Genomic DNA, 12,814 nt, shown 5'->3' on the forward strand with positions numbered 1-12,814 from the left:
ATGGGCGATCGCAAGCGGGCACTCATTACCGGCATCACGGGTCAGGATGGCTCTTATCTGAGTGAGCTACTCCTTGAAAAGGGCTACGAAGTCCACGGCATCATTCGCCGCACCTCCACCTTCAACACCGATCGCATTGACCACATTTACGTTGATCCCCACCAAGAGGGGGCTGCCCTGCGCCTGCACTACGGCGATCTCACCGATGGCGGTACTCTACGGCGAATTATTGAACTTAGCCAGCCCGATGAGATTTACAACTTAGGGGCGCAATCCCATGTGCGGGTCAGCTTTGATGCACCGCAATACACCGTCGAGACCGTGGCCATGGGGACGCTGCGACTCTTAGAAGCGATTCGGGAATACCAAGAGCGCACCGGCAAGCGGGTGAAGTTTTACCAAGCGGGGTCTTCGGAGATGTTTGGCTTGGTGCAGGAAGTGCCGCAGCGGGAAACCACGCCCTTTTATCCCCGCAGTCCCTATGCCTGTGCCAAGGTCTATGCCCACTGGCAAACGGTGAATTATCGCGAGGCCTATCATCTTTTTGCCTGTAATGGCATTCTCTTTAACCATGAGTGTGTGACCGGTACCACACCGGTGATTCTGCGGCGGCAGGGACTGATTGATATTCTGCCCATTGCCGAGGTTGTTCCCCATTGCAGTGATCCCAAGCAGGGTAAACGCTACACGACCGAGTTGGCACCCGCTGATCGCTTTGAGGTCTGGGATGCCCAAGGCTGGACAACTGTGACCTGCATGACTGCCACTTGGAATGGCGGCGATAAAACCGTTCATCGGATCATGGCAAGGGCAGCCCTCTACGAAACAACTGCTGATCATCAAGTCTTTGTCCTGAATGGGGAAACACCCTGCGCGAAGGAGACCCGGCAGGTACAGGTGGGCGATCGCCTTGCCCTCATTGATCTCCCCCCAGCCACAGAGCAAGTGGATGTCAGCCCCAGCGAAGCTTGGCTCCTCGGCATTCTAGTTGCAAAGGGACATATTACCCCTGAAGGCAAAGTGACAGTGGCCAACCACGACCCCGAGTTATTGGCACGGGTCGGTGCCACATGGCGCAAAGTTGCCGCAGGATACATCAGGGAGTCCACCGCTGGTAGCGGCTTCCCCAGCGGTCAGCCTGTGAGCCAACTCCACCTCGAGGGCAATTGCGACTATGGCCGCTACCTCTATCCCCAAATCTATACCCGTGAGGGATACAAGCGGATTCCCCAACGCATTCTCAACGCTGATCACACGGCTCGCTTGGCTTTTCTAGAGGGCTTTAACGCCGGGGATGGCTTGCGCAGCCCGCCTTGGACTGATGGGTTTCAGGGCTTTTGCACGGCTTCACCCGTATTGGCGGCAGGCCTCTATTGGCTGGTGAGCACCACCTTGGAGCAGCCTATTACCCTTTGCCTCGAAGAAGGGGGCGATCGCACCTACTACAAGCTGACTTGGGACAGTTCCCAGACCCGCCAATCGGGACAGCACCTCTGCCAACCCAAAAATGAAGTCATAACAGCCCACGCGATCGCTCACGAAGGATGGGTATTCGATCTGGCGACCACCTCTGGCACCTTTCATGCCGGTATTGGCCAAGGTTGGATCCACAACTCCCCTCGGCGAGGTGAAACCTTCGTGACCCGCAAAATTACCCGTGCCGTTGCCCGCATTGTGGCCGGCCAACAAAACAAGCTCTATTTGGGCAACTTGGATGCCAAACGGGATTGGGGCTATGCCAAGGACTACGTGCGGGCGATGTGGTTGATGCTGCAACAGGAGCAACCCGATGACTACGTGATCGCCACCGGAGAGACCCACTCGGTGCGGGAATTCCTAGAATTGGCCTTTGGCTATGTGGGCCTTAACTGGCAAGACTATGTGGAATTTGATCCGCGGTATTTGCGCCCCACCGAAGTGGATTTACTCTTGGGGGATCCGACCAAAGCCAAAACGGTTCTAGGCTGGCAACCCTCAGTCACCTTTCCTGAACTGGTGGCCTTGATGGTGGAAGCGGATCTGCGGGCGGTGGGCATTCAAGGAACAACCCCCAAAGCCCCCTCCGACACGGTGCTGGATCTCATTGCTCGGCGGCAGTTGATCAGTAAGGCAGACTAGCCATGGATCTCGGTCAAAAAAGGATTCTCGTCACCGGCGGCGCCGGATTTTTGGGACGCCATGTGGTGGCACAACTGCAAAAAGCAGGGGCAGTGCCTGCCCAAATTACCGTGGTGCGATCGCGCGACTACGATCTTCGCCAACTGTCTGCCTGTCAAGCCGTCGTTCAAAACCAAGATATTGTCATTCACCTTGCCGCCCATGTGGGGGGGATTGGTCTTAATCAAGCCAAGCCTGCCGAACTCTTTTATGACAACTTGATGATGGGGGCACAACTCATTGACTGTGCCTATCGCGCCGGAGTTGAGAAATTCGTGTGCGTGGGAACCATTTGTGCCTATCCCAAATTCACCCCCGTTCCCTTCAAGGAGAGCGATCTGTGGAACGGTTACCCCGAAGAGACCAACGCCCCCTACGGCATTGCCAAAAAAGCCCTCCTCGTCCAATTGCAGGCCTATCGGCAGCAGTACGGCTTCAACGGCATCTATTTGTTGCCCGTCAACCTCTACGGCCCGGGGGATAACTTTGACCCGGTCAGTTCCCATGTGATTCCCGCTTTGATTCGCAAGGTTCACACCGCTCAGCAACGGGGGGAAAGGGTGATTCCCGTCTGGGGAGATGGCAGTCCGAGCCGTGAATTTCTCTACGTTGAGGATGCCGCTTGCGGGATTGTCATGGCCACCCAAGCCTACGATGCTCCCGATCCGGTCAATCTGGGAACGGGCGAAGAGATTACCATTCAGAACTTGGTTTCTCTCATCTGCGAACTCATGGGCTTTCAAGGGCAAATTGAATGGCAAACCGAGAAGCCCAACGGTCAGCCCCGTCGCTGCCTTGATACTACGAAGGCAAAAGAGGCCTTTGGGTTTTGTGCCCAGGTTCGCCTTAGGGAAGGCTTAGAACGTACAATTGCTTGGTATCGTGAGCATGCCGCATCGCTATGAAAAACTGGCTCCAGACGATTCAGGACATTGCCCAAGACATCTTTCAAGAATTGGGGAGTGGGTTTAGTGAAGCCATCTACCAGAAGGCCTTTGAGGTTGCCCTGCGGGAACGACAAATTGAGTACGAAGAACAACGTAAGGTGCCGATTTTCTTTCACGGTTATTTTGTGGGGGAAGCCATTCCCGATCTCATTGTCCGGGACAACGGCCAAGCGGTTGTTGTGGTTGAGCTGAAGGCGGTTCAAACCGTTGGCGATAAGGAAGTCAGACAAGTCAAGAAGTACATGGAGACCTTAAAAATTCCTCTGGGAGCTGTCGTCAACTTTCCTACTTCCACCGCAAGCGATCGCCCGCAAATTATTTCGGTGAACCTAGAATGTTGACCATCTAGAATTTGCCTCTCCTCAAGGCTCTCCCGCGCAATTTTCTGCATTAGCGCCTCGCGACGGTGGGGCAAGGGGTCAAGCCATTGTAAGGTTGGGAGGACATAGAAGAAGAAGCCTGTCCCACCCTAGAATAGGAGTCGGATCTCCTAGAGCAGTTTCCCTAAACGCTGAATTCTCAGGTTTGTTGCCATTGATCCTGCTGAATTTGCTGAGCAGTTGACGAGGCTGTTGCCGTGAACCCCCCTGCGCGCCAGAGGTGGCGTCATCTTTTGGTAATTGAGGATCGTGCAGGTCGCCGCACAATCCGCCTAGAAGCCAATACCTATACTATCGGTCGCCACCCAAGTAACACCATTGTCCTCAAGTCGCCGATGGTTTCACGGCAACATGCCGTCTTGCTCCGGATTGTCGATCCCAACACAGGGAACTTTCTCTTTCGCCTTGTGGACGGGAATTTGCAGGGGAAGCCCAGTGTGAACGGCATTACGGTCAACGGCAGGCGTTGCCGCTCCTGTATTCTCCGGCATCGTGACATCATCTTTTTCGGGGATGAGGTGCGCGCCTGTTACCACGTCGTCGCCAACGTCTCCGATACCACCTTCAATCGTTACACCCAGGCGGCGCAGATTGATGAATTATCCGATGAGGACAGCACAAGACTCGGCGTTGATTGGGTGTCATCCTCAAAGATGGCCCAGCTCAGTGAGGAACAACTCCTGCGGCTTTCCTCCTTTCCGGAGCTGAGTCCCCATCCCATCCTGGAACTCACCGCTGACGGCTGCATTACCTACCTCAATCCGGCTGCCCTTCAGTGCTTTCCCGATTTACAGAGCCAAGGTCGTGCCCATCCCCTATTCAAGGATTGGTTTCATGAAGGAATGTTGTCTAAAGGGGGGCGGCTGACGCTGAAGGAGATCACGGTGGGCGATCGCACCTATGAGATGAGTATCCATAGGCTGGTGGAAAGTCAGCTCATTCGCTGCTACATGACGGACATTACCGAGCGCAAACGCTCCGAACTGGCCGTGCGCCTTAGCGAGGAACGCTATGCCCTAGCCGCAGAAGGGGCAAACGATGGCCTGTGGGATTGGCACATTAGCGATCGCTCGATGTATTATTCCCCCCGCTGGGAACTCCTGATTGGCGAAACCCCCGGTACCCTACAACCGACCATCGAGGAATGGTGGCGGCGTGTCCACCCCGATGACCTAGAGCGGTTGCGCCAGAGCATGAAGGAGCATCTCCTCGGTACCCGTCCCCATTTTGAGTGTGAATTTCGGATTAAGCATGCCGATGGCAGTTACCGCTGGATGCGATCGCGGGGCAAGGCTCTGCGTAATTCTAAGGGCAAATCCTACCGCATGGCCGGCTCCATGACCGATGTTACGGAATACCATCGCATTCAAGAGCAAATTCTTCACGATGCCCTTCACGATGCGCTCACAGGGCTGCCCAACCGTGTGCTGCTAATGGATCATCTTCATCAGGCGCTCGGCTGCTGGGCACGCTGTTCCAATTCCCTCTTTGCGGTGCTCTTTTTGGATGTGGACCGCTTTAAGGTCATCAACGATAGCTTAGGGCACCTTGCAGGGGATCAGCTTCTTATCGGCATCGCCCAGCGCCTGCTCAAGTGTACCCGTGCTGGAGATACGGTAGCCCGCCTTGGTGGTGATGAATTTGCCATTCTTTTGGAAGAGCTAAAGAATCCAGCCCAAGCGATCGAAGTAGCAGAACGCTTGCTGGTGGCCTTGAGCCGTCCTTTTCTCCTTGAGGGGCATGAAGTCTTTACCAGTGCCAGTATTGGCATTGCCTTCCCCAGCGAGGAAAGCAAAACGGCTGAGGACTTATTGCGAGATGCGGATACGGCGATGTACCGAGCCAAATCCCTAGGCAAGGCGCGCTATGAAGTTTTCAGTATGACGATGCGTGCCCAGAGTGTTGCCCTGATGCAAATTGAAACCGAGCTGCGACGGGCGGCAGAGCGCAATGAATTTTTGGTGTACTATCAACCCATTGTGGATTTGGCAACGCTCAAGATCGTCGGCTTTGAAACGCTGCTGCGCTGGCAACATCCCGAACGGGGGGTCATTTCCCCTGCCGAGTTCATGACGGTAGCCGAAGAAACGGGTTTGATTCTCCCCATTAGTTGGTGGGTGATGGCGCAGGCGTGTCAGCAGATGCAGCGCTGGGCAAAGGCTTTTCCTTGCAGTCGCGGTTTAAGCCTTAGTGTCAACCTCAGTGGCCGTCATTTCCAGCAGGCAGACCTGCTTCTCAACTTAAGAAGGATTTTGTCAGAAACAGCATTTCCTGCCGAGCGACTGCGCCTTGAGGTGACCGAAGGGATCCTGATTGATAACAAGGAGGTCGCGATCGCTACCCTAGAGGCAATTCGTGCCATGGGGATTGGCCTGTCTATGGATGATTTCGGCACAGGCTACTCTTCCCTCAGTTATTTGCACCGCTTTCCCATTGACACTCTGAAAATTGATCGCACGTTTATTTCCGCCCTCAATAGTGAGGAGTCTTCGGCGACAATTGTGCATACCATTCTCATGCTGGCGCATTCTTTGCGGCTGAAGGTGGTGGCGGAGGGCATCGAGACCCGTGAACAGTATCGTGTGCTCCAAGCCCTCGGTTGTAACTATGGTCAAGGGTATTTTTTTGCCCGCCCCCTTTCAGCTCAACAGGTAGAACAGTTATTTGCCAGCCAATCGTTACCACACTTAATACGCCCCACTACCAAAGAGCACAATGCGCACGGTCTCCACTAGAATTTCCAAGTCTAGATTGAGAGACCAATTATCTATGTAGTAAAGGTCAAGACGTGCCGCTTCATCAAAATTGCCAATCTGAGAGCGGCCAGAAATTTGCCATAGGCCGGTGATTCCCGGCAGCACCTGATGGCGAATGTGATGCCAAGAATGAAAACGGGCAACATCCCGCAACGGTAAAGGACGCGGCCCCACTAAACTCATGTCTCCCCAGAGGACGTTAAACAGCTGCGGCAGTTCATCAATACTGGTTTTGCGCAGGAAACAACCCAGGGGAGTGCGGCGAGGATCGTTTCTGACCTTAAAGAGAATGCCATCGGCGGATTCGTTGTGGGCCTCCAACTGGGCTTGGAGTTGAGGAGCGTCGGCTCGCATGGTGCGAAATTTCCACATCTGAAAGACCCGGCCGTGCAGTCCCACCCGTTCTTGGCGGAAAAAGACCGGTCCGGGGGAGGTGAGTTTGATGGCGATCGCCACCCCGATAAAAAGGGGTGCCAGCACCACAATGCCAATGAGCGCCAAAATCACGTCCAAGTAGCGCTTTAGCCGATACTCCCAACCGTGGAGATAGGTCATATCCACCCGCAGGGTGGGCACAGCCGCCACAATTTCCGGCGTGCCACGGCGGTAGAGCATTTCCAAACTAGAGGGAATTAGCCGTAGGGCAATGCCGTGCTGGCGCAGTTGCCAATACAGCCTGGAGGCAAGGTGATCCGGCGGTAGGCCTTCAACAATGACCTCGTCAGCCTGCGCTGCAAGAATTTCCTCAACGGTTTGCGGTTCATTGGCCATGGTGGCGATCGCCCTGCCGACAATTTTATAGTTGGAGCGTTGCTCTAGCAGGCTACTGAGATACTCCTGCCGCTCCGGAGGCGCCACTAAAAAGGCGCGAATCGGTTGCCGTAGCGTCCAAACTTTGAACCCTAAACTGACGGCCAAGCGCAAGATCACGGCGAAGACCACACTGAGACCCCAAGCACTGAAAAATAAAGAACGGGGCAAATCTACCTTGGGATCGTAGAAGTAGGCGATCGCCAGTGCCAGCAAATAGCCCAAACTCAACACCTTAGCGAGGCGCAGATAATTTTTCCAATGGCCGCGCGGGTGATACAGTCCACTCACAGCAATCAAAAACACCAGACCCGCTGCAAACAGCCAAAAAATGCTAGGTAATCCCAGCCAGTACCAAGCTGCCAAATCAGGGGGCAGTGGTGCATAGAAGCGATTGAGTCGTAATCCCAATTTCCAAGCCAGCACCAACCCCACGAGGTCGCTAGTGAAGAGCAGCAGGGCAAAGGCCGTTTCTGAGCGCAACCACATCCGACGGCAGCGAGGTGCCCGAATATCACGGGGAGAAGCTTGAGACCGCATCATGGAGCAGCAAAATCCCTATCGCTAGAGTTTAGTATTCCGCAGAACCCCAAGGGGCGATCGCCGTGCAATATCTCTTTGCAGACCCTAATAAATCCTCGACAATGAAAGATAGGAAGCCCATCAAGACCGCCTCAACATGTCCAGTGATTTAATTTATCCTTCAACCCTGCTGCTGACGAGTCTCTTGGCCGTCGGATTTGTGTTTTTCATTCGTGCCTCCACCAAAGAACGCATTGAAACTAAAGAATGGCTCATTGACCAATCCATTGCTGAACTTGCCCCCCGTTTTAAGCAGTATTTTCAGCAGCGGGGCTACCGTCTCCATACCGTCAGTGCCGATGGCAGTGAAGTGACGTTTCAGGGAAATGTTGCCGCCAGTCCCTTTTTGGCCGTTTTCCTCTTCGGCCTTGCCGTCTGCGGTGCTGTGGCGATCGCCCTTGTATTGACTGTCCTCTTTCCCGATCGCGGCATTCTGGCCTTTGGTCTCATTGGTTTGACACCCATTGCCCCTTGGTTCTATTGGCGAGGTGCCCAGCGGCTCGAAACCGTCAAGCTCTCTTTGCAACCCCATGCCGTAGGCACCCAAGTCACCCTAGAAGGACACCGCGATGAACTGATCGTATTCGAGGACACAATCTTGGGATCGTAGGTTTGGGGCATTCTTTAGGCTAGGTGCATAAACAAGCAAAGCTCACAGGATAATCTTTTGACAACCTGTGAAGGACGTCGCGATGACCTACTCTCCAACCACCACTGATCAGCGTACCTTTGGTCAACTTCTCCTTGAACTCGACATCCACCTCAGTTCAGAGGAAGTAGATCGTCTAGAAAAAAGCTTTCGGGTGTATCTCGCCTGTGAAGGCTATCCCCTCACCAAAGTTCCCTACTGCGCTGTGGAGCGTGAGGTAGATACTAACGGTCGCGTGATTGCTGAAACGGTCAAGTCCAGTTCCCTAGAGACCAATGCTGCCTTTGAGCGGGCTTGCCAATGCGCTCAGATGTCCCTGAGTCATCTTAGTGCGATGACTGAACGTTTCCTCGGAGATCTTCAGGACTTGACCACTGCCCACGGCTACCCCAAACGGTTGGGAACGGATCTCGCGCGGGGCATTCTCGCCAACTACTGGCAACAGTGGAGTCAGGAACGCTTTTACCAATGGGTCATTTGGTTAGTGGCAAATTACACCGATGAATCTACTGAAAAGATTCGTGAATTGAGCAAAACCTATGAGAGTGCATTAGAAATTTATGATCAGCTGTTTCGTGATTATTGTGGCTTTTCACCACGTCTAGGGGCGAAATAATGCCCAACTTCGGCGAAGGACTTTGCTAGAATCAGTCAACAGATAGTTTTTCTGTGGTCAGCGGTAGGCTATCGCTCCTAGGTATCTTGCGAGGTCGGGTTTCTATGCACTTAAGTGAACTCACCCATCCCAACCAGTTGCATGGGTTGTCCATTGCCCAATTGAGTCAAATTGCCGCCCAAATCCGCGACAAACATTTGGAAACGGTGGCGGCCACGGGAGGACACCTTGGGCCGGGATTGGGGGTTGTCGAACTCACCCTTGCCCTCTACCAAACCCTTGACTTAGACAAAGACCGGGTGGTTTGGGATGTGGGGCACCAAGCCTACCCCCACAAGATGTTGACGGGTCGCTACAACAACTTCCATACCCTGCGGCAAAAGGGAGGGATTGCCGGTTATCTCAACCGCCGCGAAAGTCCCTTTGATCACTTTGGTGCCGGTCATGCCTCCACCAGTATTTCGGCGGCTTTAGGGATGGCGATCGCCCGCGATCTCAAGGGAGAGAAGTTCAAAGTCGTGGCCATTATTGGCGATGGTGCCCTGACTGGGGGGATGGCGCTAGAGGCGATTAACCACGCCGGCCACTTGCCCCACACCAACCTGATGGTGGTGCTCAACGACAATGAGATGTCTATTTCCCCCAATGTGGGCGCGATTCCCCGCTATCTGAATAAAATCCGCCTCTCGCCGCAGGTGCAATTTATTACCGATAACCTTGAAGAACAGTTCAAGCATATCCCCTTCTTGGGTGAAAACCTGACTCCGGAGATGCAGCGCATCAAGGAGGGCATGAAGCGCCTTGCGGTTCCCAAGGTGGGGGCTGTCTTTGAGGAATTGGGCTTTACCTACGTGGGTCCTGTGGATGGCCACAATTTAGAAGAACTCATTGCTACATTCCAACATGCCCACACGATTCCCGGTCCGGTGCTGGTGCATGTGGCAACCGTCAAGGGGAAAGGCTACGCGATCGCCGAAAAGGATCAGGTGGGCTACCATGCCCAGCCGCCGTTTGATTTGGTTACAGGTAAAGCCAAACCCTCCAGTAAGCCCAAACCGCCTAGCTACTCCAAAGTGTTTGGCGAGACCCTGACCAAGCTTGCAGAAAACGATCCACGGATTGTCGGCATTACGGCGGCAATGGCCACCGGCACCGGCCTAGACATTCTCCAAAAACGGGTGCCAAGGCAATACATTGATGTGGGGATTGCAGAGCAGCACGCCGTAACAATGGCCGCCGGCATGGCCACCCAAGGCATGCGCCCTGTGGTTGCGATTTACTCCACCTTCTTACAGCGCGCCTACGACCAAATTGTCCACGATGTCTGTATCCAAAATTTGCCGGTCTTTTTCTGTATGGATCGGGCAGGGATTGTCGGGGCCGATGGGCCAACCCACCAAGGGATGTACGACATTGCCTATCTGCGCTGCCTCCCCAATATGGTGCTGATGGCTCCCAAGGATGAAGCCGAACTGCAACGGATGATCGTCACAGGCATCAACTACACCGATGGGCCGATCGCCCTGCGCTATCCCCGTGGCAATGGCTATGGTGTTGCCCTGATGGAGGAAGGCTGGGAACCCCTTGAAATCGGCAAAGGGGAACTGCTGCGCTCAGGGGAAGATATTCTCTTGGTGGCCTACGGCTCAATGGTCTATCCGGCAATGCAGGTGGCAGAAATCCTCAAGGAACACGGTATGAGTGCCGCAGTGATCAATGCCCGCTTTGCGAAGCCCCTAGACATTGACCTGATTCTGCCCCTAGCAAAACAAATCGGCCGGGTGGTTACCCTTGAGGAGGGCTGCTTGATTGGGGGCTTTGGCTCGGCAGTCCTTGAGGCGCTCCAAGAGGCAGAGATTCTCGTCCCTGTGCTGCGGTTGGGGGTACCCGATGTGTTGGTCGAACACGCAACCCCCGATGAATCAAAAGCCGACTTGGGACTGACACCACCGCAAATGGCCAAAACAATCCTGCACAAGTTTGGGGTTGCTCAACCCACGGTGGTGAATGCCTCTTAAGGGCGCGCCAGCACGATCACGGCATTCTGCCCTCCAAAGCCGTAACTACAGCAGAGAATATGTTCTAAAGGGGCAGGGCGGCTATGCCGGACAATGTCAAGGTCAAAGTCAGGAGTCTCACAGCCAACACAGGGGGGAATTTGTTGCTCCCGCAACGACAGGCAAGAGAGGGCGATTGCGATCGCGCCGGCAGCGCCGAGGGTATGCCCGAGGGCGCCTTTATGGCCGGTGACCGGTACCCCCTGACCAAAAAGGCGTTGAATCCAAGCCGCTTCGGCGGCATCATTGCGCACAGTTCCCGTGCCATGGCTATGGATACAGTGGATTGCTTGCGGGGTTAGATTTGCCCGGGTCAAGGCCTTGTGAATGGCCAAGAGCGCACCCGTTTGATTCACACTGGGGGCAGCCATCTGCTCGGCATCGGCACTGAGACCCATGCCGGCAATGCGGGCATAGGGTTCAACGGCTCGCGATCGCGCCCGTGCCTCGGCCTCCAAGACAACAAGGGCACCCCCGGCCGCCAACCCGAATCCCTGCCGCCGCCGATCAAAGGGAGCCGCCCGCTCCTGAGCCAGCACCCCCAACTGCCGAAATCCGGCCAAAGTCAAGGGGGAGACGGCGGATTCGACCCCCCCGGCCAAGACCAGATCACACTTACCCTGTTGGATCAACAGTGCCCCTTGGGCGATCGCCCACATGCCCGTGGCACAGGCGGCGGCGGGGTTGAGAACGATCCCTTGGCTACCGACGATTTGCGCAACCCGCTGCGAGACGCTTGCCGGCAAGGTGTGTAACCATGTGGCTCGCGGTAGGGAAGGCTGTCCCAGCCAAGTTTCCCAGCGGGCTTGAAAACCACGACTGGAGCCGACCACAATTCCCGCAGCGGGTAAGGGAGCCGTCAATTTGGCATCCTTGAGCGCTTGAGTGGCCGTCGTTTCGATGATTTTCTCCAGAGGCAAGGTTATTGACCCCACCAGTCCTTCAGGGGTGGGGATGAGTGCTGTCTTGCCTTCACAGTAGCGCTGCCATGTGGCGATCGCCGTCTCCCCCAGCGCTGTCCACAGCCCAATCCCGGTAATAACAACATTCACTGCACAATTGCTTCAAGATATGATCGACATAGTGATGTGAGGACAGCAGTCTTGGAAACGACAACGGAGTATTGTGTTGTGATTGTTACCACTGCCACGGAAGTTGAGGCTCGCTCTTTGGCCGATCAACTGGTGGCCGAGCACCTAGCCGCCTGTGTGCAGATTCTGCCTATTCAATCAATATACTGCTGGCAAGGTGCGGTACATCGCGATCCAGAATGGCAGTTACTCATTAAAACCCGCATGGCCTTGTTTGAGCAGGTGCGCGATCGCCTAGTGGCATTGCACAGTTATGAAGTCCCAGAAATCATTGCCCTACCCATCATTGCTGGTTCCCCTGCCTACTTGAATTGGGTCAAAGAACAAACTCAAGAACCATCTAGAGAGTATCTATGACCGATACATTTTCGTTAACTTTCGCTAACAAATACATAGGTTAAGATTTTCTCTTAACCAAGGCGTATCAACCAATGCCCGCAGGAATATCCCACGGGCACCATTCAGATCCCTATCCATACTCCTCCCTTCCGCGTCTTTAATCACGCGAGAACCACCAATCTGCTTCACTTCTCCAGTCCAAGAAACAGTCTTAGAAGTGTAGGCTTCGGCAAATTAGCATCAATCCCAAGCCATCCATAGGACGACTCGGAAAAGAACGTGAGGAAGGTGCGGACATCGGGGTCTAAGGCAACCACTCGACCTTGGTTCTCAGTCTGACGCGGTTGCACTTTTTCAGAAACAATCAGATAATACTCGCCATAGGCAAGCGTTAACCGACCGTCGCTGAAACTTTTCGGTAATCGCTCCT

General features: G+C 54.5%; 9 protein-coding genes and 3 pseudogenes. 9 read left to right on the forward strand and 3 right to left on the reverse strand.

Annotation, left to right across the window (positions count from 1 at the left end; all coding sequences use genetic code 11):
* The 5 genes and pseudogenes from ACK4IR_RS07440 to ACK4IR_RS07460 form a co-directional block, all read left to right on the forward strand.
* Window positions 1–576, forward strand: a pseudogene (locus ACK4IR_RS07440) (GDP-mannose 4,6-dehydratase); the annotation flags it as partial.
* A gap of 1,032 nt (window positions 577–1,608) precedes the next feature.
* Window positions 1,609–2,118: pseudogene (locus ACK4IR_RS07445) on the forward strand (GDP-mannose 4,6-dehydratase); the annotation flags it as partial.
* A gap of 2 nt (window positions 2,119–2,120) precedes the next feature.
* Window positions 2,121–3,062 carry a GDP-L-fucose synthase family protein gene (locus tag ACK4IR_RS07450; RefSeq protein WP_409873751.1) on the forward strand — a complete coding sequence of 314 codons (942 nt, stop codon included), beginning with the start codon at window positions 2,121–2,123 and terminating at the stop codon, window positions 3,060–3,062.
* Window positions 3,059–3,445 carry a GxxExxY protein gene (locus ACK4IR_RS07455; protein ID WP_409873752.1) on the forward strand — a complete coding sequence of 129 codons (387 nt, stop codon included), beginning with the start codon at window positions 3,059–3,061 and terminating at the stop codon, window positions 3,443–3,445. The genes ACK4IR_RS07450 and ACK4IR_RS07455 overlap by 4 nt, the downstream gene beginning before the upstream one ends.
* 236 nt (window positions 3,446–3,681) lie before the next feature.
* Window positions 3,682–6,219 (forward strand): EAL domain-containing protein, encoded by a 2,538-nt coding sequence (locus ACK4IR_RS07460; RefSeq protein ID WP_409873753.1) that lies wholly within the window; start codon window positions 3,682–3,684, stop codon window positions 6,217–6,219.
* Here ACK4IR_RS07460 and ACK4IR_RS07465 read toward each other — a convergent pair.
* The gene (locus ACK4IR_RS07465; protein ID WP_409873763.1) at window positions 6,172–7,590 is read right to left on the reverse strand and encodes a sugar transferase; all 1,419 of its coding nucleotides are present in this window, start codon (window positions 7,588–7,590) and stop codon (window positions 6,172–6,174) included. The genes ACK4IR_RS07460 and ACK4IR_RS07465 overlap by 48 nt on opposite strands.
* A 139-nt stretch (window positions 7,591–7,729) precedes the next feature.
* On the opposite strand from ACK4IR_RS07465, the gene ACK4IR_RS07470 reads away from it, so the two are divergent.
* The 3 genes from ACK4IR_RS07470 to dxs all read left to right on the forward strand — a co-directional run bounded on the left by ACK4IR_RS07470 (window position 7,730) and on the right by dxs (window position 10,915).
* Entirely contained in the window at window positions 7,730–8,242 is a 513-nt protein-coding gene (locus ACK4IR_RS07470) for a cofactor assembly of complex C subunit B (protein ID WP_409873754.1), read from the forward strand.
* Window positions 8,243–8,324: 82 nt separating this feature from the next.
* A complete protein-coding gene (locus ACK4IR_RS07475; RefSeq protein ID WP_409873755.1) occupies window positions 8,325–8,897 on the forward strand; it encodes a hypothetical protein in 573 nt (190 codons plus the stop codon).
* Window positions 8,898–9,001: 104 nt separating this feature from the next.
* On the forward strand, window positions 9,002–10,915 hold the full coding sequence (dxs, locus tag ACK4IR_RS07480; protein ID WP_409873756.1) for a 1-deoxy-D-xylulose-5-phosphate synthase: 1,914 nt from the start codon (window positions 9,002–9,004) through the stop codon (window positions 10,913–10,915).
* Here the strand turns inward: dxs and ACK4IR_RS07485 are convergent.
* Entirely contained in the window at window positions 10,912–12,006 is a 1,095-nt protein-coding gene (locus ACK4IR_RS07485; RefSeq protein ID WP_409873757.1) for a beta-ketoacyl-ACP synthase, read from the reverse strand. The genes dxs and ACK4IR_RS07485 overlap by 4 nt on opposite strands.
* Before the next feature lie 51 nt (window positions 12,007–12,057).
* On the opposite strand from ACK4IR_RS07485, the gene cutA reads away from it, so the two are divergent.
* Window positions 12,058–12,402: a divalent-cation tolerance protein CutA gene (gene cutA / locus ACK4IR_RS07490; protein WP_409873758.1), complete on the forward strand. Its 345-nt coding sequence runs from the start codon at window positions 12,058–12,060 to the stop codon at window positions 12,400–12,402.
* Window positions 12,403–12,569: 167 nt separating this feature from the next.
* Here cutA and ACK4IR_RS07495 read toward each other — a convergent pair.
* A pseudogene (locus ACK4IR_RS07495) lies at window positions 12,570–12,814 on the reverse strand (hypothetical protein); the annotation flags it as partial.

The organism is Thermosynechococcus sp. (assembly GCF_046299635.1).
In the GTDB taxonomy this organism is placed as follows: domain Bacteria; phylum Cyanobacteriota; class Cyanobacteriia; order Thermosynechococcales; family Thermosynechococcaceae; genus Thermosynechococcus.

Excerpts from the sequence above, each read along its gene's own strand:
- ACK4IR_RS07470 (WP_409873754.1), top strand. The coding sequence starts at position 7,730 with ATGTCCAGTGATTTAATTTATCCTTCAACCCTGCTGCTGACGAGTCTC.
- ACK4IR_RS07450 (WP_409873751.1), top strand. The coding sequence starts at position 2,121 with ATGGATCTCGGTCAAAAAAGGATTCTCGTCACCGGCGGCGCCGGATTT.
- ACK4IR_RS07475 (WP_409873755.1), top strand. The coding sequence starts at position 8,325 with ATGACCTACTCTCCAACCACCACTGATCAGCGTACCTTTGGTCAACTT.
- dxs (WP_409873756.1), top strand. The coding sequence starts at position 9,002 with ATGCACTTAAGTGAACTCACCCATCCCAACCAGTTGCATGGGTTGTCC.
- ACK4IR_RS07465 (WP_409873763.1), bottom strand. The coding sequence starts at position 7,590 with ATGCGGTCTCAAGCTTCTCCCCGTGATATTCGGGCACCTCGCTGCCGT.
- ACK4IR_RS07455 (WP_409873752.1), top strand. The coding sequence starts at position 3,059 with ATGAAAAACTGGCTCCAGACGATTCAGGACATTGCCCAAGACATCTTT.